The sequence below is a fragment of the Micromonospora sp. NPDC005707 genome, assembly GCF_040631005.1.
Classification (GTDB): domain Bacteria; phylum Actinomycetota; class Actinomycetes; order Mycobacteriales; family Micromonosporaceae; genus Micromonospora.
This window is the reverse complement of sequence record NZ_JBEXYR010000007.1, coordinates 1-20,023: the sequence shown is the minus strand read 5'-3', so window position 1 is coordinate 20,023 and position 20,023 is coordinate 1. Positions and strand designations below refer to the sequence as shown.

Sequence of the window (20,023 nt, the reverse complement as noted above, 5' to 3'; positions counted from 1 at the left end):
GGTCGCTGCCGCGGTCGATAAGTTTGAGCCAGGTCGAATCCGTGGGGAGGTGCGGGTGCTGAGCGTCGCGCTGGGGGTACGGGACCTGGCGGGGGTCCGGTTCGCGATCTCGCCGCTGTGGGAGGCGGTCGCCAGCGTCCGGGTGCTCCGGAGCCCCGACCTGTTCCCCGCCCACCAGCTCTGGCACCGCCAGGTGCGGCCCCGCCTGTCCACCGTGGACTGGCGGCTCCTCGCCGACCTCGTGCCGATGCCGACCGTGGTCATCCCGAGCTTCGTCTGCCCGCCCCCGCCGTCCGCCCTGCCCACCATCGACTGGGAACTCGCCGCGCTCGCCGACACCCCGCCCGAGGTGGTCCGGGCCGGACTGGACGAGCTGCCCGGGCCGCGGCCGCCCCGGCTCGCCGCCGTGTACGCCGACCCGCCGGCCGGGGTGGCCCGCCTCGCGCAGGTGATCGCCGACTACGCCGAGGTGGCGATCGCCCCGTACTGGCCCCGGATGCGGACCCTGCTGGAACGCGAGGTGCTCGTCGGCGCCGGGCGGATGGCGACCGACGGCGTGCGCGGCCTGCTCAACCGGATCGACCCGTACGTCTCCTGGGACGACGGGACGCTGCACGTCGACCACGTGACCCGCGCGGGGACGTTCGACCTGGGCGGGCGGGGCCTGTTGCTGGTCCCGTCGGTCTTCGGCGGCGCGCGGGTCTGGTCCAACCTGTCCGAGCGAGCCTCGCAGCCTCTCCTGCGCTATCCGGCCCGCGCGGTCGGGACCCTGTGGGAGCGCAGCGCCGCCCCGGCCAGCGCGGCGCTCGCCCGGGTGCTGGGGCGTACCCGGGCCACCCTGCTGCACGAACTCGCCGTGCCGGCCGCCACCACCGAGCTGGCCCGGCGGTGCGGCCTCAGCGCCGGCACGGTCTCCCACCACCTGACCGCGCTGCGCGACGCCGGCCTGGTGGGCACCCACCGGGCCGGGCGGTTCCTGCTGTACGCCCGGACCGGCTCGGCGGAGGCGCTGCTGGCTGGCGCCGGCCAGCCGGAGCGGGCCGGCGGCTGAGGTCGGCGCGTCAGCCGTGCACCGGGTGCTCGGCCTGGAAGGCGAGCCGGCGGTCCGCGTCGGCGGCCAGCGCGGCCAGCACGTCGTCGAGGTCCAGGAAGGCCTGCCAGGGCGGCTGCCCGGTGATGTCGGCCAGCCGGTCGACCACCAGCTCCTCCAGGTCGGTGACGCGTTTGCCCTTCCACACCTTGTCGGCGAGGCTGACCAGCAGGTCCTCCAACTGCACGCCGGGCGCGTGCCAGGCCGCGTGGGTGACGGCGAAGCGGGCCCGCTCCTCAGGTACGCCGAAGCGCAGCAGCAGCTGGTAGCCCGCCTCCTCGTGTGCCGAGCCGGGCCCGGACAGCTCCCCGGGGTGCTCGACCTTGCCGAGGTCGTGGATCGCCGCCCCGAACAGCACCGCCTGCCGGTCGAACGGCACCAGGGGGAAGCGTTCGGCGAACGCGGCGGTGAGCTGCCGGGCGACGTCGTGCACCAGCCGCAGGTGCGCGGCGAGGCGCGGCGGCGCGTCAAGGGCGGCGAGCAGCTCGACGGCCACCCCGGGCAGGGGTGGCAGCGGCGGGTCACCGGGGTCGGTGAGGGCGCGGCGCAGCGCGTCGGAGGTCACCGGGGCGAGGGTACCGGCCGCCGGGGCGGTCACCGTACGGGCTGACCGAGTGGCCGACGGTGGACGGGCCGCTCGTCCGATGCCCCGCCGATCATCCCTTCAGGAAGGTGGGGCGACGTCTATCACGGGGGTGTTTCATGATCGAGTTCAATCGCCGATCCCTGCTGCGTACCGCAGCGCTGGCCGGTGCGGCGGCCGCGACCGGCCTGGCCGCCGGTGCGCCGGCCGCCGCGGCCGCGACCACCGAGGTGGTCAACGGGCCGTGGCTGGTCAGCGTCGGCTGGGGCGTGCTCCAGGTCAACCCCGGTCGCACCACGCCGCAACGGCTGCTCGACGACGGCGACCAGGCCACCACGTCGCCCGACGGCCGCTACGTGGCCTGGATCAACAACGCGCGGTCGGGCGACGGCAGCCTTGAGCCCTACGTGTCGCTGTACGACCGGGTCACCGGCGAGATCCGGAAGCTGCTCGCCGACCCGTTCGGCGTCGTCTACGGTGCGCCGACCTGGTCGCCGGACGGCACGCAGATCGCCCTGGTCATCGGGAACGACACCCTGGTCGCGATCGACGTGGCCACCGGCGGCAAGCGGGTGCTCGCCCAGGGGCACACGATGTACCGCCCCAACTGGTCCCGGGACGGCTCCATGATCGTCATGCAGTGGACCAGCCGGTCCGAGGGCCCGCAGCTGCGCACGCTGGAGCTGGCCACCGGCAAGGTGCGGCCGATCTACACCCGCGAGGCGGCCGGCGAGAGCTTCCACGGGCCGGTCTTCATGCCCAACTCCGAGCGGGTGGTGTTCTGCACCAACCGCTGGACCCGGGACTCCGAGGTGCTCGGCGGGGCGGCGCTCGCCTCGGTGCGCATCGACGGCACGGGCCTCAAGCGGCTCACCGACGAGCCCCGCTACTACCTCTCCCCGGTGTTCTCGCCCGACGGGCGCTACTGCGCCGCGCTGTCGGTCCCGCCGACCAACGAGGCCCCGGACGGCGGCAACATCATCGTCTCGACCAGCGGCTTCGGTGAGCCCTGGTGGATCCCCGGCGACGAGTACGACGACAGCAGCCGGCTGGACTGGGCCCGCGCCATCTGACCCGACACCCGCGACGCGGCGACCGGATTTCCGGCCGCCGCGTCGGCGTACCGGGGGTGGATTTCCGCGCCCCCGGCCGGGCGCGGTGCGAGGCTGGGAAGCGGGCGCCGCCGACGGGGGCGACGACCGCAGTGGAGGGTGCGATGGCCGAGCCGCCGACCGGGACCTCGTCGGGCAGCGCGCAGGCGCACGGCCGCCGCGCTAACCGGCGCAGCTATCACGACGGCGCGCAGGTCAACGGGTACGTCGACGACCCGTACCACCGGGTCCGCCGCGCGGTGGCGGCGCGGCTGATGGTCGACGGCGTGCCCGGCGGACGGCCGGTGCTGGAGCTGGGCTGCGGCCCGCGCGGCATGCTCGACCCGGCGGCCCTGCCCGGCCCGCTCGTGGTGGCCGACATGGCCGAGACCGCGCTGGGCGCGGCCCGGCGGGCCGCCGGCGGCGCGGCCCTGCCGGTCTGCCTGGACGCCACCCGCGGCCTGCCCTTTCGCGCCGGCAGCTTCGCCGGCCTGCTCACCGGTGAGCTGATCGAGCACGTCTACGACCCCCTCGCGCTGCTGCGGGAGTGCCACCGGGTGCTCGCCCCGGGCGGCCTGCTCGTGCTGACCACCCCCAACCTGGCGCCCGCACAGGACCGGCTGGCGTTCCTCGCGGGCCGGGCGCCCCGCCAGGTGGACCCGCTGCACCCCTACCTCTGGCTGCACATCCGGCCGTTCACGGCCTCGCTGCTGCGGCGGGTGCTGTGCCGGGCCGGGTTCACCCCGCTGGCGATCCGGTCCAACGAGGTCGGTTGGCGGCTCCCCGGTGGACGCTGGGTCGCCTCCCGGCTGCTGGCCCGGATCGCGCCGGGGCTCGGCGGGTCGCTGATCTGCGCCGCCCGGCGGACGGCGCAGGCGCCGTCACCCAGGGGTACGGGGCACCCGAACAGCGTGTGATGGTGAGATTGACAAAGGGCTATCATGGGGGTTCCGTCGTCGACCGGGGGATGTCATGGCGCGCCTGTTCACCTGGGTCGTCAACAATCTCGACGCGTTCATCGGGCTGGTCCTGGCCGTCACCGTGGCCGTCCTCGGCCTGACCAACACGGTCAGCCAGGACGTGGTCAACAGCGCCATCCTGCTGGTCCTCGCCGTGCTCGCCCAGGCCGTGCTGCGCGACCGGCTGCGCCGGGAGACCGCCCAGCAGGAGGTGCGGGAGGTCATGCGGGCCACCCGGGACCGGCTCACCGAGCTGGTCCCGCAGATGCACGAGATCACCGGCCCGGACGGGGCGCTCAACCGGGCCCGCGAGGCGATCGACAGCGTCTCCATGGTGCGGGTGCTGCACGGCAGTGAGGTCGGCCGGGCCCTCGCCGAGGCCCGCCAGCACACCGACTCGTGGGCGTTCAAGGGCGGCACCGGCACCTTCACCCGGGCGGTCACCCTGCCGCAGTGCCTGGAGCACGCCCGCCGGCGCAACGCCACCCTGAGCTTCGCCATCGAGATCATCGACCCGACCGACGAGGACGTCTGCGAGCGCTACGCGCGGTTCCGGCGCAGCCTCGACCCCGACGCGCCGGGGGAGCGGTGGACCGTCGACCGCACCCGCAAGGAGTCCTACGCCACCGTGCTGGCGGCCTGCTGGCACCTGCAGCGCTCCGGGCTGCTCACCGTCGAGGTCCGGCTGTCCGCGCAGATGACCACCTTCCGCTACGACCTCTCGTCGTCCTGCGTCATCATCACCCAGGAGAACCCGCAGACACCCGCCCTGCGGATCGACCGCAGGGAGCTCTACTACAACCGGTTCAACATCGAGCTGGACTACAGCCGCAAGCAGAGCCGGCGGGTGCCCATCGAGGCCGCCGCGGCGGTGAAACTGGACGACGAGCCCTCCGTCGAGCAGGTTCGCAAGCTGTTCGCCGCGCTCGGGCTGCCGCTACCCCGGTCCTTCGGCGACCGCGAGGTCGCCGACATCGTGGGCCGGGCCATCCAGGCGAGGAACCCGTACGCATGATGACCTACGCCGACCTCGAACGGGAGATCGACCGGGGCGCCCGGCCGGAACTGCTGCGCGGCTGGGTGCTCGACGTCCTCGACGACGTCGCCGAGGGACGGCGGCCGCTGCTGGCCGTCCGGCACCCGCTCGGCTTCACCTGCCTGCCGGTGGAGCGCACCGGCCCCGACGGGATCTGCGTGCACGCCTGGCCGGCCGACCCGCCGCCCGTGCAGCCGACCACCTCGACCATGCACTCGCACAGCTGGGACCTGCTCAGCCACGTGCTGCACGGCACGGTCCGCAACGAGCTGATCGAGGTGATCGACGCCCCCGCCGACCCGTCGTGGCGCATCTACGAGGTGCACAGCCGGGGCGACGTGGACGAGATGGCGGCCACCGACCGGCTGGTCACCGCGGCGACCGCCACCGTGGAGACGCACTCGGCCGGCGACTCGTACGCGCTGCGCGCCGGCGGTTTCCACACCTCGGAGGTCGACGCCGGCGAGCCGGCGGTGACCGTGGCGCTCGGCCGGAGCACTCCCGGCGTGTGCGACCTGAGCCTCGGCGCGGTGGACGGGCGCAGCCACCGGATACGCCGGGACCGCTGCGACGCGGCGGAGACGGCACGGATGGCGCGGGACATCGCGCGACTGGTGGCACGGGGCTGACTGGCTGGAGGAGCCATGGACGTGGACCCGAACAGAGACGGGCCCGACCTGCGCGACGCGCACCGGTTCGCGGTGGAGGCGGCCCAGGCGGCCGGGCGGCTGCTGCGCCGGGGGACCCGGGGCGAGTTGCACGCCCGCGCCAAGAACGACTCCGGGGACCTGGTCACCGACCTCGACCTCGCCGCCGAACGGCTGATCGTCGACCGGATCCGCGCCCGCTGGCCGGAGCACGGGGTGATCGCCGAGGAGGGCGGCGAGTATGTCGCCGACAACACCTGGGCCTGGCTGGTCGACCCGCTCGACGGCACCAACAACGTGGCGATCGGGCTGCCCGCGTACGTGGTGGGGATCGCCCTCTGCGACCGCGGCTCGCCGGTGCTCGGCGTGGTGCACGACCCGGTCGCCGGGCGCACCTGGTCCGCCGTACGCGGGCGGGGCGCCTTCGTGCACGAGTCCGGGCCGGGCGGCCGCCCGCTGCACGCGCCCCGCCGGCCGGTGCCGACCGCGCCCGTGCTGGCCTGGACCCAGGGGCACGGGGTGGCCCGCGACGACAGCACGGCCCGCGCCCTGAAGGTGGTGCTCGACACCACCGCGCGGCGGGTGCTCCAACTGTGGGCGCCGCTGCTGTCCTGGGTGATGCTGGCCCGCGGCGACATCGACGGCATCGTCGGCTACCGCCCCGAGGCGGTCGACCTGCCCGCCGGGATGCTGCTCGCCGCCGAGGCCGGCATGGCGGTCCGGGCCCTCGACGGCGGCTGCTTCGACGACCGCTACGGCTGCCCGGCCGACCGGCGCAGCTTCGTGGCGGGGCCGCCGGAGACCATCGACCGGCTGGTCAAGCTGGTCACCGCGGCACAGTGGATCGAGCCGCAGGTCCGCCAGCTCACCCCCATCAGTCTCAGCACCGTCGGCTGGTGAGGCGCGGCGGGCGGGACTCCGGTGACGACACGCGGCCGGACTTTCCGTGCCCGATCGATTACGGTGTGGTGATCGCTCCGTGTCTCCGGCGTCGCTCAAGCCAGCTCGGTAGGTGAAGATGACCGAACCTTCGTTCGCGGGCCGGCTACGTGCGCTGCGAGAGGCGAGCGGGCTCTCACTGCGTGCGCTGGCGAGACTGACGTTCTACGGCAAGTCCTATCTGCACGAGCTGGAGACCGGTGCCAAGATCCCCACGCCGCAGATAGCCCGGCAGCTCGATCGGGTGCTGCGTGCCAACGGCGAGCTGGTGGCGATGGCAGCCAGGCCGGGCGTCCGTCGGCGGGATCTCGTCGCCGCAGCGGGCCTCGCCGCCGCTCTGCCACACACCCTGTTGAGCCACGGCCGCCAGGTGGGCGCTGCGACGCCGGCGCGACTCGCCGAACGCACCGCCCGGCTCCGCCGCCTCGACAACTACCTCGGTGGCGCCGACACCCGGCACGCGTACGCCGCCGAGGTCGAGTCCACGACCCGCCTCATCCGGGACGGTTCCTACCGGGAGGCCGTCGGCCGGCAATTGCTGGCGATCCTTGCCGAGCAGGCCCAACTGGCGGGCTGGGCGGCCTTCGACGCCGGTGTCCATGACGATGCGGAGCGTCTCTACCGGACCAGTCTCGCGGCGGCACACGAGGCGGACGACCGGGCGCTCATCGGCAACGGACTCGCGCTTCTCGGCTATCAACAGCTCACCCTGCAGGGCCGATCCGTCGACCTGGCCGACGCCGCGCGTGCGGCTGTCGGCGCAGCGGCGACGTCCGGAGTCCGCGCGTTGCTGCACCTGCGCGCCGCCTGGTCGTTCGCGAACGCCGGGGATGCGGACACGGCGGACCGGTATCTGGGCATCGGCACCACGTGTCTCGCGGAAACCGACGGTCGTCCGGAGCCGGACTGGGTGTACTGGGTCGATGGCAGGGAAGGCGAGATCATGACGGGGCGCTGCTGGACGGTGCTCCATCGGCCGGTCCGGGCCATTCCTGTCCTTGAGCGGGTCCTGGCCGGCTTTGACGACACCTACGCCCGGGACAAGGCGCTCTACCTGACCTGGCTCGCCGACGCGTATCTGGACGCCAACGAGGTCGAAATGGCCTGCGACGCCGTCGCCACCGCCCTCCGGCTGGCCGGTGGAGTCGCCTCCATCCGGCCCGGCCAACGGGTCGACACGCTACTGCGTCGCCTGGAGCCGCACCGCGCGTTGCCGTGCGTGGTCGAGCTGCGTGCACTGGCCGCCGAGGTGGCTACGCGTCCCGCACCGACCGCCGCAGCCACTCCAGATAGTCCTTAGCGCCGCATATGACCGGCACCGCGATGACCTGCGGGTTACGCCACGGGTGCTCCGCGAGCAGGAAACGTTCCAGCTCCGCGTATCGCGCGGCGGTGGTGATGAGCAGGACCTGAAATTCCTCGCCGGTGCCCTGCTCGCCGAGGTGCCAGAACACACTCGTCACCGGGCCCAGCACCTGCGCGCTCGCGGCGAGCCGGGCGGCCACGGCCCCCTCCGCGAGCCGAACGCCCGCATCCCGGGTCTCGGTCGCCGTCGACACCTGAAGGAAGTCGTCCACCGGCACACCCTAGCGGCGGCGGTTGTCCGCGGACGGCACGGACGACCAGCGGACGTCTGCTGCCTGGATCTTCACCCGGTCCCCGGGCGAGGCTCTTCTCGTCAGGGGAGAGACGGCCCGAAGCAAGGTTCTCGCAGCCGGGCCACCGGGAGGGAGTGGGCGTGGGCGGACAGGCCGTGGATCAGCGTGCGCGAATGACCACGACGCACGGTCCGGTGTTGCCGATCTGGAGTTGCGGCGGCTGTGCCGCGCCATGGCCGTGCGCGACCCGCCGCCAGCAGCTGAGGGCCGAGTTCGACGGTGCCGCCGTGTCGCTGGCCCTCTACCTGGGTGCGCAGCTCGTCCGCGCCTCCGCCGATCTGCACTGGTTGCCGGCCGGCGTGCTGCACCGGCGGTTCCTCGGGTGGCTGCGGTGAGCATCCTCCGCGCCGGGGACGCGAAGTTCCACTACGGCGACGGGTCGCACCGGTGGATTCCACCGGACCCGGACTACGACCAGGAGGTCTGGAACGAGCAGGTGCGACAGCACCTGCACCGGCACCTGCGCAACGAGCGTCCGACGGTACGGGTGCGCCGCGTCATCGTGGGCTGACCGGAGTGTCGCGGCCGGGGGAGGGGCTGCACGGCCGGAAAGTGGATGGCGTCCACGATCCGGTCAGGGTCTGCCATGCTCGGTGGGATGACGACCGGCCAACGACCCGGACGACGCGACCGGCGCCGCGCGGTTCGCGTCGCTCTCGCGGTCGGGGCCGTCGCGGTCCTCGTCGCCGTCGCCGTGGTCGTTGTGCCGCTGCTGTTGCCGCCGGGCCCACGCCCGCCGTTTCAGCTCCCCGTGCCGTGCGGGGAGACCTGGCGGCTGGGCACCTATCCCGGCCACGACGACTACGACGTCGACCTGTTTCCGACGGCGGGCGAGGCGTGGGGGCGGCCGGTGCTCGCGTCCCACGCCGGCACGGTCACCGTGGCGGGGATCAACGGGTCGTTGGGTGGGCGTACCCCGGACAACCCGAAGGGTCCGCGTGGCCGTGGCGGCGGGTACTGGGTGAAGATCGATCACGGCGGTAAGTGGGAGACGCAGTACCTGCACCTGCTTGAACCGCCGCTGGTCCGGGCCGGACAGCGGGTCACCCGCGGCGAGCAGCTCGGGCGGGTGGGCAGCACCGGCAACTCCGGCGCGCCACACCTGCACTACGAGCAGCACCGCGGGTGGGAGAAGGTCGAGACCTGGTTCGACGGCTCACCCTCGGGCATCACCCAGGACGACACCGAATACAGCGTCACGCTGACGAGCAACAACTGTCCCGCCGTCCAGCGGTGAAATTCGCTGTCCGATCGCCGGAGCACGGTGACACACAGCCGGCGTGGAAAGACGCTGGAGCTCCCGTTCTGCAGCCACGGATCGACGAACGGTCGACCGCCTTCCGCGCCGCGGTCGCCGCCGCGCCCGGGCCTCGACGCAGCAGCTGCTGCTGGACGCGCTGCGGGACGCCGGCCCCGGCATCCGAACGGCCCGACGTGCTCACTTGATGACGTGGAACTCGGGGTGAGCGATCCACGCGCTCGTCGCCGCCGCGTCGAGATACACGGCGTCGCCGACAGGGATGCAGCGCCCCGCGTCCCTCAGCTGGTGGAGAAGCGCCGCGGAGGGCGGGTCGTGGAATTCGACGAACACCCAGCCATCGGTCCGCTGTGCCACTCGCTGCGCCATCCGGGCGAGGGCGGGACGACCCGAGGGGTTGCTGACGAAAATGTGCAGCCCGATGTCGCAGCGCATGGTTGCCCCACTCGCCCGCTCCACGAGTTGCAGGTCTCCGGGATCGGTCTCGGCCTCCGGTGACTGGATGTAGAAGCCGTAGGGCAGGCCGTCCGCGGAGCGCCAGTCGTTCGGGTCCGGCTCGTACCGGGTCAGGCCTTCGGCGGTCATCTCCTCCACCAGGATCGGTTCGACACGCTCAGCCGGGTACGGACTCAGGACGCTCAAGGCTGTTCCACCCACAGGCGAGGAGTAGACAGCACCCCACCTCGCCTCGCCACCCTTCGTGATAGCTTCTGCGTCGCTGTGCGCTGCTGCGAACTGAGGAGGTGAGACCGATCAACGCTGTGACAGGTCGGGGCTCCCTCCCTCGCATGGCCTAGGGAGTGCCCGAAGAAGGCATCCCGAAAGGCTCGAAACGCTATGCGCTTCACCTCTGCGACGTCGTCCGACGGCGTCTCCGAACAGCTCTTCACCCTCGGTGAGATCCCCGGCGTGCTGTGGACGCCGGAAGGTGCCACCGGTGCTCGTCCCCTCATCCTCATGGGCCACGGCGGCGGCCAGCACAAGAATGCTCCCGGCATCGTGGCCCGCGCGCGCCGCTTCGTGGTGGAGTGCGGGTTCGCGGTGGTGGCGGTGGATGTGCCGGCCCACGGCGACCGGCCGAAGGACGACGAGCTCGACCGGATCGCGGCCGGGAACCAGGCTCGCGTGGAGGCCGGGGAGGACCTGGCTCCGCTGATCGCCGGTTTCCAGGCGCTCGTGGCTCGCCGGACCGTCCCGGAGTGGCGGGCGGTCCTGGACGCGGTCCAGGATCTGGAGTACGTCGGCGCCGGCCCGGTGGGCTACTGGGGTGTGTCGTTGGGGTGCGGCCTCGGCGTTCCGTTCGTCGCCGCCGAGCCCCGGGTCCGTGCGGCGGTGCTCGGCCTGGGCGGGGCGTCGGCCTCGGCGGAGGTCGCCGCGCGGATCACCGTGCCGGTGGAGTTCCTGCTGCAGTGGGACGACGAGCGGGTGCCGCGGGCGCAGGGCCTGGCGCTGTTCGACGCCTTCGCCTCGACCGAGAAGACCCTGCACGCCAACCCCGGCCGGCACGGGGAGATCCCGGCGTTCGAACTGGACAGCACGCTGCGGTTCTTCGCCCGGCACCTCGGCTGACACCGCCACCGGTGGTCCGCGACGCGCCGGCCGGGGACCTGTCCCGGTCGGCGCGTCCGGCGGACACCGGCCGGCGTGGAGGGTTCAGCCGCGAACGCCGGCCGCCGGCTGCGCCAACCGCTCGGCCAGGAACGCCTCCCAGGTACGCACGCCGAAGGTGGCGCCGGGACGGGCGAGGTTGTCCCCGTTCCGGTACGCCCGGCCCGCCTTGCCGGGCAGCGGGACCGGCAGCCGCAGCCGCCGCCGGCCCACGGCCGCCAGGTAGCCGGTGACCAGCTCGTCGAGGCCGTACACCCGGGGGCCGGCCAGTTCGGGCACCAGGCCGGCCGGCGCGCCCAGCGTCAGCTCGACCATCCGGGCCGCCACCTCGCGGGCGTCGACCGGCTGCAAGCGCAGGCCGCCGGGGACCGGGACCACGGGGAGCTTCGCCATCTTCGCCACCATGGTCAGCGTCAGGTCGTGGAACTGGGCGGCGCGCAGCGTCGTCCACGGCACGCCCGAGCCGGCGACGGCCCGCTCGGCGTCCAGCTTGGACCGCAGCCACGCCAGCGGCACCCGGTCCGCCCCGATGACCGAGATGTGCACGAGGTGGCTCACGTCCGCCCGGCGGGCGGCGTCGACCAGGTGGCGGGTGGCCACGTCGTCGCCCTTGGGCCCGCCGGCCAGGTGCAGCACGGTGCCGACTCCGCGTACCGCCGGGTCGAGGCCCTCGCCGGTGAGCAGGTCGGCGGTGACGTGCGTGACGCCGTCGCCGGGCCGGCCGCCGCGACGGCTGAGCACCCGCACCGGGTGGCCGGCCTCGTGCAGCAGGGGCACGACCAGCCGGCCGAGGGTGCCGGTGCCACCGGTGACCAGGATGGGTGCGTTCATGTCGTCCTCCGTGTCATGAAGATCCGCTACGTTTCGGCTTCATCTGCTCGACCCGGGGCGGCTGGGAAGTGTGACCGAAGTGGCCGAGGTCACCTCCGGTCACACGGGTGGGTCGGGGCGGGTCGGTCAACCGGGACCCCGCGAGAAAGGACTGGGACATGAGCGAGGACACCTGGCTGGCCGAGCGGTTCGAGCAGGAGCGGCCGCAGCTGCGGGCGGTGGCCTACCGGATGCTCGGCTCGCTGAGCGAGGCCGAGGACGCCGTGCAGGAGACGTGGTTGCGGCTCGCCCGCACCGACACCGCCGAGGTGGACAACCTCGCCGCCTGGCTGACCACGGTGGTCGCCCGGGTGTGCCTGAACACCCTGCGGGCCCGCGCCACCCGCCGCGAAGACCCCCTCGACGTACGCCTGCCCGACCCGATCGTCGACGTCACCGAGGCGGACGCCGATCCGGCGCACGCCGCGGTGCTGGCCGACTCGGTCGGGCTGGCGCTGCTGGTGGTCCTGGACACCCTCACCCCGACCGAGCGGCTGGCCTTCGTGCTGCACGACATGTTCGGCGTGCCGTTCGAGGAGATCGGCGCGCTGGTCGACCGGTCGCCGGCCGCCGCCCGGCAGCTCGCCAGCCGGGCCCGCCGCCGGGTCCGTGGCCAGGCGCCCGCGCCCGACCCGGACCTGGCCCGCCAGCGGGAGGTGGTCACCGCGTTCCTGGCCGCCGCCCGCGAGGGTGACTTCGACGGGCTGGTCGCCGTGCTGCACCCCGACGTGGTGCTGCGCTCCGACGGCGGGACGGCCCGGGCCCGGCACTCCACGGTCCTCACCGGCGCGCGGGTGGTCGCCGCGCAGGCCACCACGTTCGGCCGGTTCTCCCCGTTCGCCCGGCCGGTGCTGGTCAACGGCGCCGCCGGGGTGCTGGTCAGCGCGGCCGGCCGGCCGCTGTCGGTGATGGCGTTCACCGTGACCGACGGACGGATCGCCGCCATCGACGTGATCGCCGACCCGGATCGGCTGGCGGCGCTCGACCTCGCCGGCTGATCCCGACATCGGTGGCCGGCTCCGCGATCCGGGGCCGGCCGGTCCCGCTCGGCGTCAGGTGACGATGACCAGGTTGGCCATGTCGACCACCGGCCGGTAGCCGAGGTTGGCGTAGATCCGGTTCGAGGTCGGGTTGGCCTGGTCGGTGAAGAGGCACACCCGGGCGCCCTCGGCCCGCAGCAGCCCGGAGACCTCGGCCACGGCGTTGCTGGCCCAGCCATGGCCGCGCTGCTCCGGCGGGGTGTACACCGGGCCGATGCGCGCGACGCCGAATGACGGCGGGTTGGCGGCGGTGAGGTGCACCCGCCGGCCCGCCTCGTCGGTCCAGAACCACAGCCGTCCGCCGCGGATCCGGCGCAGCAGCTCGGCGCGGTCGGGGGTCTCGTGCGCGCTGACCCCGCGCGGCCGGCCCGCCTGCTCGTCGGCGTCGGCCATGAACGCCTCGAACCACTCGGCGGCCAGGTCGACGTCGTCCTCGGTGGCGACCGTCAAGGCGCCGGGCACCGGCGCCGGCCGTACGAGGTCGCCGAGCTCGTGCAGCCGGGTGTGCTGGGCGACCTCGACCCGGCCGCCACCGAGCCGGGCCACCTCGGCGGCGCACCGCCGCGCGGCGGGCAGCGCGCCGTTGACGGCGCGCACCTCCTCCCCGCGCTCGTGCCACACCCGGGCCAGCGCCACGGCGGCCTCGTCGGGCATCGGCAGCAGGTACGGCGGGCGCGGGGCGAAGGGCGCCGCGCGCATCCCGGCGCCGACGACCTCGCCGGACGCGTCCCGGACCACCAGCCACCAGTCGTCCTCGGGCGGCGCGACCCCGTCGGCCAGCCCGGCCAGCTGCCGGTGCGCGACGGTGGCCACGACCGTGCCGATCACGGGGTCCGCCGCCAGGTGGTCGCCGGCCGCGGCGAGGAACTCACCCGGGTCGGTGTGGAAGTGCAGCGTCGGGGCGTCGCTCATCCGCGCACCGTAGCCCGCCGCCGGGGCACGGCCGTACCGGATTTCCGGGCGGCGGTTTTCTGGACTTGCGGGTCCATTTTTGCCGAGCAACAGTGACGGCAGGCGGTCGGGCCCGGGCCGGTCGCGGAGTTGTCAACGAGTGATCTGGAGATCCACGCGATGCATGACTACTACCTGCTCGGCCGGTCCGGGCTCCGGGTGAGCCGCCTGGCGCTGGGCACCATGAACATCGGCACGGGCGGTTTCCACGCCGCGTACGGTAAGAGTGAGGCGGAGGCCGAGCCAATCGTCCGGCGCTATCTGGAGGCGGGCGGCAACTTCATCGACACGGCGGACTTCTACACGGCCGGGGAGAGCGAGCGGATCCTCGGCCGGCTGATCGCCGCCGCGGGCGTGCGGGACCGGCTCGTGCTGACCAGCAAGTTCACCAACACCGTCGACCCGGGCGACCCGAACGCCAGCGGCAACGGGCGCAAGCACATGATCCGGGCGGTGGAGGCGTCGCTGCGGCGGCTCGGCACCGACTACCTGGACCTGTACCTGCTGCACACCTGGGACCGGATCACCCCGGTCGAGGAGGTGGTCCGCGCCTTCGACGACCTGGTCCGGGCCGGCAAGATCCGGTACGCCGGACTGTCCGATGTGCCGGCCTGGTACGCGGCCCGCGCGCAGAGCGTCGCCGAGGCGCACCTGTCGACGCCGATGATCAACCTGCAGCTGCCGTACTCGCTGCTCGCCCGCGGCATCGAACCGGAGTACGTGCCGATGGCGCAGTCCCTGGGGATGGGGCTGACCGCCTGGAGCCCGCTCGGCGGCGGGCTGCTCAGCGGCAAGTACCGGCGCGCCGGCGACGGCCTGGCCGGCGCGGGGCGGCTCGCCGGCGCGGGCGGGCACGGCCGACCCGTCGACGACCGGGACTGGCGGGTGATCGAGGCGCTGGAGAAGGTGGCCGGCGAGCTGGGCCGCAGCATGGCCCAGGTGGCGCTCGACTGGGTGGCCACGCAGCCCGGCGTCGGTTCCGTGATCATCGGCGCGAGCAGCCCGGAGCAGGTGGACGGCAACCTCGCCGCGCTGGACTTCGAGATCCCGGCCGAGCTGCGCGACCGGCTCGACCGGGCCAGCGCCGTGCCGCCGGCCGGGCCGTACTCGATGTTCACTGCGGAGTACCAGTCCTGGGTGGTCAGCCCGGGCCTGGGCATCGGCGACAAACCCGCCGGGTACGCGCCGCCGGTCTTCAACAGCACGGCGCAACCGGTCGGCTGACCTGACGGAGGACCCATGGCACAGGCGCTCACACCGAAGGGCGAGGCGACCCGGGGCCGGATCGTCGCCGGCGCCGCGGCCGAGGTGCGCGACCGCGGCGTCGACGAGGTCCGCCTGGAGGACGTGATGGCCCGTACCGGCACCAGCAAGGGCCAGCTCTTCCACTACTTCCCCGGCGGGAAGGAGGAGTTGCTGCTCGCGGTGGCGCAGCACGAGGCGGACCAGGTGCTCGTCGACCAGCAGCCGCTGCTCGGGGAGCTGACGTCCTGGCCCGCCTGGCAGGCGTGGCGGGACCGGGTCGTCCAGCGCTACCGCGACCAGGGTGAGCACTGCCCGCTCGGTGCGCTGCTCGGTCCGGCGGTCCGCCGGACCCCGGCGACCCGGGCCGTGGTCACCGGACTGATGCGGCGCTGGCAGGGCGCGATCGCCGACGGCATCCGGCACATGCAGTCCACCGGGGACATCGCGGCCGAGGTGGACGCGGACCGTGCCGCCGCGGCCATGCTGGCGGGCATCCAGGGCGGTGTGCTGCTGCTGCTGAACACGGGGCGGACGGACCACCTGGAGGCGGCCCTCGACCTAGCCCTCGACGCCCTGCGCGGCACGGCCCGCCCCTGACGGGCGCACCCGGTGGTCAGGGGGCGATGCGCAGCCGGCGGATGCGGGTGTCGTCGTAGTCCTCGAAGCGGAACCGCAGGCCGGCGAACGGGCTGCCGGGGAAGTCGCCGCTGATGGTGGCGGTCACCACCGTGCCCGCCGGGGTGTCCTCGACGTCGGTGATCTCGTAGGAGACCAGCGGGGTCTCGCGGCGCCACTCGCGGATCTCCGCGATGCCCCGGTGGGTCCTCCCCTCGTCCTCGACCACGGCGTCGTCGGCGAAGAGGGCGAAGTACACGTCCTTGTCCGGCTGGCCGGCGAGCGCGAAGTAGCGGCGGATGAGGTCGGGTGCGGTGTCCATGCGGGTGCTCCTTACCGGTGGGGCGGTCAGACCGTCGGGATGGTGCCGCCGTCGATGACGTGCTCGGCGCCGACGATCGCCGAGGCGCGGTCCGAGACGAGGAAGGTGACCAGGTCGGCCACCTCGTTCGGGTACGCGGGACGGCCCAGCGGGATACCGCCGAGGCTGTCCATCAGGTGCCCGAGGGCGGCGTCCCGGTCGACGCCGGAGGCGGCGGCCAGCCGGTCGATCAGCGCGTCGGCCGCCGAGGTCTGGATGAACCCCGGCGCCACGCTGTTGACCCGGATGCCGTGCGGGGCGAGTTCGTTGGCGAGCCCCTTGCTGTAGGTGGTCAGCGCGGACTTCGCGGCGGCGTACGCCAGGGTGGCCTCGTGCAGCGGCTTGCGCCGCTGGATGGACGAGACGTGCACGATGGCGCCCCGGCGGGCCTCGATCATGGCGGGGACGAGCCGGCGGTCCAGCCGTACCGCCCCGAGCAGGTTGAGGTTGAGCTCCTCCAGCCAGGTGGCCTCGTCCAGGGCGGCGAACCCGCCGCCGGGGGCGTGTGAGCCGCCCACCACGTGCACCAGGATGTCCACGCCGCCGGCCGCCGACAGCCGGTCGGCCACCGTCTCCGCGCCGCCGACCGTCGCGGTGTCCGCGGCGATGAACAGATCGGGGTACGCGTGGGCGGGCGGCTGGTTCCGGGCGGTGACGAAGACGGTCGCCCCCGCCTCGCGCAGCCGTTCGGCGATCGCCCACCCGGCGCCCTTCGTGCCGCCGGTGACCAGGGCGCGCCGGCCGGCGAGCGAGTCCCGGTCGGGCAGGGGCGGTGCCATGGCGTGTCCTCTCCTCGGGCAGCACGGGACGGACGCGCGGCGGCGTCGTAAGGTGTAACTGCTGAATTGAAAGTAAGTCGCTTCGACTTTAGCACCTACCCGGCGAGGAGCACGCATGGCAGGGAAGATCCGCCTGGAGGACCGCGAGTGCCCGCTCTCGGCGACGCTCGGCGTGGTCGGCGAGTGGTGGACCCTCCTGATCCTGCACGACGCGTTCGACGGCTACACCCGCTTCGAGCAGTTCCAGGAGAACCTCAGCATCTCCTCCAGCATGCTGACCAGCCGGCTCCGGACCCTCACCGCCAACGGCCTGCTGGAGCGCCGCCGCTACCAGACCCGCCCCGACCGGCACGAGTACGTCCTCACCGACCTGGGCCGCAGCCTGCGGCCGGTGATCGTCGCGCTCGCCGCCTGGGGCAACTCCCGCCTCGACCCCGAGCGGCGCAGCATGATCCTGGTCGACCGGGAGACCGGCGCGGAGGTGGAGCCGGTCGTGGTGGACCGGGCCACCGGCCGCGAACTGGACCCCGAGCATTTCGTCTTCGCCGCCGGACCCGCCGCCGGCCCGGTGATGCGCGCCCGGTACGCGGGTGTCACGCCGGACCGGCAGCGGAACTGACGCCTGGAGTCAGGACCCGGGGCCGAGCAGCAGGGCGGCCACGGTGGCCGCCGTGGCGAGGGCCGCGAGCGCGGCGCTGGTGGCCACGAACCGGCCCAGCGGCACGGCCACCCCGGCGGCCCGGCAGCGCTCGTACCAGATCAGCGTCGCCAGCGAGGCCCACGGGGTGGCGAGCGGGCCGACGTTGGTGCCGATCAGCAGGGCGAGCAACTGGGTGTGCCGGTCGGTGGCGATGACCGCCTCGCCGGCGAGGTAGGCGGGCAGGTTGTTGACCACGTTGGCGAAGAGCGCGCCGACGCCGCCGGCCCGCAGCGCGCCCTCCGCGCCCGGGTCGGTGCCGATCAGCGTGCCCAGCACGGTGTCCAGGCCGTGCCGGCTGATGGTCTGCACCACGAGGAACAGCCCGGTCACGAAGACCAGCAGCCGCCACGGCACCAGCGCGAGCCGCAGGCTGCCCCGGGCGCGCAGCGCGAACCCGGCGACCAGGATCGCGGCGGCCACCCCGGAAGCCAGTCCGATCTCGACGCCGACCAGGATCCCGGCCACGAAGAGCAGGCAGGCGGCGAGCGCGATGCGATAGAGCGCCCGGTCCGGCGGCACGTGCGGCGGCGGCGGGACGAACGGATCGGCGCCGGCGCGGGCCGGCCGCCAGTACCACCACCACAGCAGCAGCATGGTGATCACGATGGCGACCAGCTGCGGCCACCACATCCGGGCCGCCCACGGCACCGGCTCCAGGCCGATCCGGTCGCTGGCCAGGATGTTGGTCAGGTTGGACACCGGCAGCAGCAGGCTCGCCGTGTTGGCCAGCCACACCGTGGTCATCGCCAGCGGAGTCGGCGGCACGCCCAGCTTGCGGGCCAGGGCGATCATCACCGGGGTGAGCAGGACGGCCGTGGTGTCCAGGTTGAGCACGATGGTGGTCACCGAGGCGAACCCGACGCAGAGCCAGAACAGAGCCCGGTAGCTGCCCCGGGCGGTGATCGCCACCCGGGCGGCCAGCGCGTCGAACACCCCGGCCACCGCGGTCAGCTCGGCCAGCACCACCACCGTGCCGAGGAAGATCAGGATGGGTACGATCCGGCGTACGGTGCCCTCGGCGTCGGCCCGGGGGAGCAGCCCGGTGAGGACGCAGACGACGCCCACCACGGCCAGCCCCAGCGCGATCCAGTCCAGGACGTGCAGCCGCCCCCAGCGGCTGCGGTCCGGTGCGGCGGACGGCGGCTCGCCCACGGTCTCCACGAGGGATGATCCTCGCACACCCCCGCCCGGCCCGACCGGCCCGACGCGGTCACCGCGGCGGCTGCCGAGGGTGTCCACGGATTGACCGTCAGTGGCCATAATGATCGGGTGGCTGTAGGCGCGCACCCGACCCGGTCCGACCGCCCCATCGACTTCTTCATCAGCTACTCACCCGCCGACGAGCGCTGGGCGACCTGGCTGGCGTGGGAGTTCGAGGCGGCCGGCTACCGCACCCTGCTCCAGGCGTGGGACTTCGTGGCCGGCACCAACTTCATCGACTTCATGGACCGCGGGGTCCGCGAGGCCGAGGTGGTGGTGGCGGTGCTGTCCGAACGCTACCTGCACTCGACCTACGGCAAGCTGGAATGGCAGGCCGCGCTGCGCGCCGACCCGGACGGCACCGGCAACAAGCTGGTCACCGTGCGGGTCGAGGACTGCCCGATCGACGGCCTGCTCGCCACCATCACCTACGTCGACCTGGTCGGCGTGAGCGATCCGGCGCAGGCGCGGGGCCGGGTGCTGGACCGGATCCGGCAGGCCCTCGACGGCCGGGCCAAGCCCATGCGCCAGCCGGCCTTCCCGCACCATCCCGCCGACCCGGCCGGGGTGCTCGCCGCGCCCGCCACCGGTGCGCCCGCGCCGCGCCGCGCCCGGCGTACCCCGATCAACCCGCCGCCGTTCCCGCCGGCCGCGGCCGCGGTGCCGACGGCGCGCGGCACCCTGACGGTGCTCCAGGTCGCCGGGCCGCGCTTCGGCCGCGGGGTGATCGAGCCGGGCGCCCCGGTCACGCCGGGCGAGCTCCAGGAACACCTGATGGGCGACCTCACCCTGCTGCTGAACGACGGAGTGCCCCGGCCGGACCTGCTGGTGGTGGCCGGCAACCTGACCGAATCGGGCAGCCCCCGGGAGTTCTCCGACGCGCTGAGCTTCCTCACCGGGCTGCGGGTGCTGCTCGGCCTGGAACCGCACCGGCTGGTCGTGGTGCCCGGCCCGCGCGACGTCACGATGGCCGCCAGCCGCGCCTACTTCGCCACCTGCGAGGCCGACGACGTCGACCCGCAGCCGCCGTACTGGCCGAAGTGGCGGCACTACGCGCGCCTGTTCGACGAGCTCTACCAGGGCCTCGAGGACCGCATCTTCGACAGCGAGCAGCCGTGGACCCTCTTCCCGGTGCCGGACCTGCGGGTCGTGGTGGCCGGGCTGAACTCCACCGTCGCGATCACCCACCGTGAGGAGGACCGGTACGGCTTCCTCGGCGAGGCCCAGTCCACCTGGTTCGCCCAGCGGCTGCGCCACTACCAGCAGTCCGGCTGGCTGCGGCTCGGCGCCATGGCGCACGCCCCCGGCCCGCGCACCCCGTACGCCGACGAGGTGGCGGTGCCCGACGGGGTTTCGCTGCGCGACCGCGGCTCGTTCAACCGGCTGGTCGGCC

At 73.8% G+C, this 20,023-nt stretch carries 24 protein-coding genes; 16 read left to right on the top strand and 8 right to left on the bottom strand.

The genetic code is table 11. The annotated features are described in order from the left end of the window. Positions 1-55 precede the first annotated feature (55 nt). Positions 56-1,051: a DUF5937 family protein gene (locus ABZ452_RS15225; protein ID WP_357942900.1), complete on the top strand. Its 996-nt coding sequence runs from the start codon at positions 56-58 to the stop codon at positions 1,049-1,051. 10 nt (positions 1,052-1,061) lie between these two features. Here the strand turns inward: ABZ452_RS15225 and ABZ452_RS15220 are convergent, their stop codons facing one another. Continuing rightward, complete coding sequence (locus ABZ452_RS15220; protein ID WP_357942898.1) at positions 1,062-1,655, bottom strand: HD domain-containing protein; 594 nt, start codon at positions 1,653-1,655, stop codon at positions 1,062-1,064. A gap of 137 nt (positions 1,656-1,792) precedes the next feature. On the opposite strand from ABZ452_RS15220, the gene ABZ452_RS15215 reads away from it, so the two are divergent. The 6 genes from ABZ452_RS15215 (at position 1,793) to ABZ452_RS15190 (ending at position 7,645) form a co-directional block, all read left to right on the top strand. Beyond that, on the top strand, positions 1,793-2,746 hold the full coding sequence (locus ABZ452_RS15215) for an LpqB family beta-propeller domain-containing protein (protein ID WP_357942896.1): 954 nt from the start codon (positions 1,793-1,795) through the stop codon (positions 2,744-2,746). Positions 2,747-2,889: 143 nt separating this feature from the next. Further along, the gene (locus ABZ452_RS15210; protein WP_357942894.1) at positions 2,890-3,681 is read left to right on the top strand and encodes a class I SAM-dependent methyltransferase; all 792 of its coding nucleotides are present in this window, start codon (positions 2,890-2,892) and stop codon (positions 3,679-3,681) included. Positions 3,682-3,736: 55 nt separating this feature from the next. Continuing rightward, positions 3,737-4,738, top strand: a complete 1,002-nt coding sequence (locus ABZ452_RS15205) for a hypothetical protein (protein WP_357942892.1) — start codon at positions 3,737-3,739, stop codon at positions 4,736-4,738. After that, positions 4,735-5,388, top strand: a complete 654-nt coding sequence (locus tag ABZ452_RS15200) for a hypothetical protein (RefSeq protein ID WP_357942890.1) — start codon at positions 4,735-4,737, stop codon at positions 5,386-5,388. Before ABZ452_RS15205 ends, ABZ452_RS15200 begins: the two co-directional genes overlap by 4 nt. A 15-nt stretch (positions 5,389-5,403) precedes the next feature. Further along, the gene (locus tag ABZ452_RS15195) at positions 5,404-6,306 is read left to right on the top strand and encodes an inositol monophosphatase family protein (RefSeq protein WP_357942888.1); all 903 of its coding nucleotides are present in this window, start codon (positions 5,404-5,406) and stop codon (positions 6,304-6,306) included. Between the two features lie 118 nt (positions 6,307-6,424). Beyond that, on the top strand, positions 6,425-7,645 hold the full coding sequence (locus tag ABZ452_RS15190; protein WP_357943684.1) for a helix-turn-helix transcriptional regulator: 1,221 nt from the start codon (positions 6,425-6,427) through the stop codon (positions 7,643-7,645). Here the strand turns inward: ABZ452_RS15190 and cutA are convergent. Beyond that, positions 7,599-7,922, bottom strand: coding sequence for a divalent cation tolerance protein CutA (cutA, locus tag ABZ452_RS15185; protein WP_357942886.1), 324 nt, complete (start codon positions 7,920-7,922; stop codon positions 7,599-7,601). The two genes, ABZ452_RS15190 and cutA, sit on opposite strands and share 47 nt — an antisense overlap. Positions 7,923-8,116: 194 nt before the next feature. Between cutA and ABZ452_RS15180 the strand changes: the two genes are divergently transcribed. The 3 genes from ABZ452_RS15180 (at position 8,117) to ABZ452_RS15170 (ending at position 9,240) form a co-directional block, all read left to right on the top strand. Beyond that, positions 8,117-8,338 carry a hypothetical protein gene (locus ABZ452_RS15180; protein WP_357942884.1) on the top strand — a complete coding sequence of 74 codons (222 nt, stop codon included), beginning with the start codon at positions 8,117-8,119 and terminating at the stop codon, positions 8,336-8,338. Next, complete coding sequence (locus ABZ452_RS15175) at positions 8,335-8,514, top strand: hypothetical protein (protein ID WP_357942882.1); 180 nt, start codon at positions 8,335-8,337, stop codon at positions 8,512-8,514. Before ABZ452_RS15180 ends, ABZ452_RS15175 begins: the two co-directional genes overlap by 4 nt. Positions 8,515-8,601: 87 nt before the next feature. Further along, complete coding sequence (locus ABZ452_RS15170; protein ID WP_357942880.1) at positions 8,602-9,240, top strand: M23 family metallopeptidase; 639 nt, start codon at positions 8,602-8,604, stop codon at positions 9,238-9,240. 201 nt (positions 9,241-9,441) lie between these two features. Here ABZ452_RS15170 and ABZ452_RS15165 read toward each other — a convergent pair whose 3' ends face one another. Next, positions 9,442-9,903, bottom strand: coding sequence for a hypothetical protein (locus tag ABZ452_RS15165; protein ID WP_357942878.1), 462 nt, complete (start codon positions 9,901-9,903; stop codon positions 9,442-9,444). Between the two features lie 195 nt (positions 9,904-10,098). On the opposite strand from ABZ452_RS15165, the gene ABZ452_RS15160 reads away from it, so the two are divergent. Then, positions 10,099-10,830, top strand: a complete 732-nt coding sequence (locus ABZ452_RS15160) for an alpha/beta hydrolase (RefSeq protein ID WP_357942876.1) — start codon at positions 10,099-10,101, stop codon at positions 10,828-10,830. An 84-nt stretch (positions 10,831-10,914) separates the two neighbouring features. Here the strand turns inward: ABZ452_RS15160 and ABZ452_RS15155 are convergent, their stop codons facing one another. Next, positions 10,915-11,700 carry an NAD(P)H-binding protein gene (locus ABZ452_RS15155; RefSeq protein WP_357942874.1) on the bottom strand — a complete coding sequence of 262 codons (786 nt, stop codon included), beginning with the start codon at positions 11,698-11,700 and terminating at the stop codon, positions 10,915-10,917. 158 nt (positions 11,701-11,858) lie between these two features. On the opposite strand from ABZ452_RS15155, the gene sigJ reads away from it, so the two are divergent. Further along, positions 11,859-12,737 carry an RNA polymerase sigma factor SigJ gene (gene sigJ, locus ABZ452_RS15150; RefSeq protein WP_357942872.1) on the top strand — a complete coding sequence of 293 codons (879 nt, stop codon included), beginning with the start codon at positions 11,859-11,861 and terminating at the stop codon, positions 12,735-12,737. Positions 12,738-12,791: 54 nt separating this feature from the next. On the opposite strand, the gene ABZ452_RS15145 is transcribed toward sigJ, so the two are convergent. Then, positions 12,792-13,691, bottom strand: a complete 900-nt coding sequence (locus ABZ452_RS15145; RefSeq protein ID WP_357942870.1) for a GNAT family N-acetyltransferase — start codon at positions 13,689-13,691, stop codon at positions 12,792-12,794. Between the two features lie 159 nt (positions 13,692-13,850). Between ABZ452_RS15145 and ABZ452_RS15140 the strand changes: the two genes are divergently transcribed. After that, positions 13,851-14,954 carry an aldo/keto reductase gene (locus ABZ452_RS15140; RefSeq protein WP_357942867.1) on the top strand — a complete coding sequence of 368 codons (1,104 nt, stop codon included), beginning with the start codon at positions 13,851-13,853 and terminating at the stop codon, positions 14,952-14,954. A 15-nt stretch (positions 14,955-14,969) separates the two neighbouring features. After that, positions 14,970-15,572 carry a TetR/AcrR family transcriptional regulator gene (locus ABZ452_RS15135; RefSeq protein WP_357942865.1) on the top strand — a complete coding sequence of 201 codons (603 nt, stop codon included), beginning with the start codon at positions 14,970-14,972 and terminating at the stop codon, positions 15,570-15,572. Between the two features lie 16 nt (positions 15,573-15,588). Here the strand turns inward: ABZ452_RS15135 and ABZ452_RS15130 are convergent, their stop codons facing one another. Continuing rightward, positions 15,589-15,912 (bottom strand): nuclear transport factor 2 family protein, encoded by a 324-nt coding sequence (locus tag ABZ452_RS15130; protein ID WP_357942862.1) that lies wholly within the window; start codon positions 15,910-15,912, stop codon positions 15,589-15,591. A 26-nt stretch (positions 15,913-15,938) separates the two neighbouring features. Next, positions 15,939-16,730 carry an SDR family oxidoreductase gene (locus tag ABZ452_RS15125; RefSeq protein ID WP_357942860.1) on the bottom strand — a complete coding sequence of 264 codons (792 nt, stop codon included), beginning with the start codon at positions 16,728-16,730 and terminating at the stop codon, positions 15,939-15,941. Positions 16,731-16,845: 115 nt separating this feature from the next. Between ABZ452_RS15125 and ABZ452_RS15120 the strand changes: the two genes are divergently transcribed. Then, positions 16,846-17,349, top strand: a complete 504-nt coding sequence (locus tag ABZ452_RS15120; protein ID WP_357942858.1) for a winged helix-turn-helix transcriptional regulator — start codon at positions 16,846-16,848, stop codon at positions 17,347-17,349. Between the two features lie 9 nt (positions 17,350-17,358). Here ABZ452_RS15120 and ABZ452_RS15115 read toward each other — a convergent pair whose 3' ends face one another. Beyond that, a complete protein-coding gene (locus ABZ452_RS15115) occupies positions 17,359-18,591 on the bottom strand; it encodes an SLC13 family permease (protein ID WP_357942856.1) in 1,233 nt (410 codons plus the stop codon). A 108-nt stretch (positions 18,592-18,699) separates the two neighbouring features. Here ABZ452_RS15115 and ABZ452_RS15110 point away from each other — a divergent pair. Beyond that, positions 18,700-20,023, top strand: a 1,324-nt coding sequence (locus tag ABZ452_RS15110) for a TIR domain-containing protein (RefSeq protein WP_357942854.1), incomplete at its 3' end; no start/stop codon positions are given.

Bases quoted from the DNA above. Each gene is read 5' to 3' on its own strand.
- ABZ452_RS15215 (WP_357942896.1), top strand. From the start codon at position 1,793: ATGATCGAGTTCAATCGCCGATCCCTGCTGCGTACCGCAGCGCTGGCC.
- ABZ452_RS15210 (WP_357942894.1), top strand. From the start codon at position 2,890: ATGGCCGAGCCGCCGACCGGGACCTCGTCGGGCAGCGCGCAGGCGCAC.
- ABZ452_RS15205 (WP_357942892.1), top strand. From the start codon at position 3,737: ATGGCGCGCCTGTTCACCTGGGTCGTCAACAATCTCGACGCGTTCATC.
- ABZ452_RS15200 (WP_357942890.1), top strand. From the start codon at position 4,735: ATGATGACCTACGCCGACCTCGAACGGGAGATCGACCGGGGCGCCCGG.
- ABZ452_RS15195 (WP_357942888.1), top strand. From the start codon at position 5,404: ATGGACGTGGACCCGAACAGAGACGGGCCCGACCTGCGCGACGCGCAC.
- ABZ452_RS15190 (WP_357943684.1), top strand. From the start codon at position 6,425: ATGACCGAACCTTCGTTCGCGGGCCGGCTACGTGCGCTGCGAGAGGCG.
- ABZ452_RS15180 (WP_357942884.1), top strand. From the start codon at position 8,117: ATGACCACGACGCACGGTCCGGTGTTGCCGATCTGGAGTTGCGGCGGC.
- ABZ452_RS15170 (WP_357942880.1), top strand. From the start codon at position 8,602: ATGACGACCGGCCAACGACCCGGACGACGCGACCGGCGCCGCGCGGTT.
- ABZ452_RS15160 (WP_357942876.1), top strand. From the start codon at position 10,099: ATGCGCTTCACCTCTGCGACGTCGTCCGACGGCGTCTCCGAACAGCTC.
- ABZ452_RS15155 (WP_357942874.1), bottom strand. From the start codon at position 11,700: ATGAACGCACCCATCCTGGTCACCGGTGGCACCGGCACCCTCGGCCGG.
- sigJ (WP_357942872.1), top strand. From the start codon at position 11,859: ATGAGCGAGGACACCTGGCTGGCCGAGCGGTTCGAGCAGGAGCGGCCG.
- ABZ452_RS15145 (WP_357942870.1), bottom strand. From the start codon at position 13,691: ATGAGCGACGCCCCGACGCTGCACTTCCACACCGACCCGGGTGAGTTC.
- ABZ452_RS15140 (WP_357942867.1), top strand. From the start codon at position 13,851: ATGCATGACTACTACCTGCTCGGCCGGTCCGGGCTCCGGGTGAGCCGC.
- ABZ452_RS15135 (WP_357942865.1), top strand. From the start codon at position 14,970: ATGGCACAGGCGCTCACACCGAAGGGCGAGGCGACCCGGGGCCGGATC.
- ABZ452_RS15130 (WP_357942862.1), bottom strand. From the start codon at position 15,912: ATGGACACCGCACCCGACCTCATCCGCCGCTACTTCGCGCTCGCCGGC.
- ABZ452_RS15125 (WP_357942860.1), bottom strand. From the start codon at position 16,730: ATGGCACCGCCCCTGCCCGACCGGGACTCGCTCGCCGGCCGGCGCGCC.
- ABZ452_RS15120 (WP_357942858.1), top strand. From the start codon at position 16,846: ATGGCAGGGAAGATCCGCCTGGAGGACCGCGAGTGCCCGCTCTCGGCG.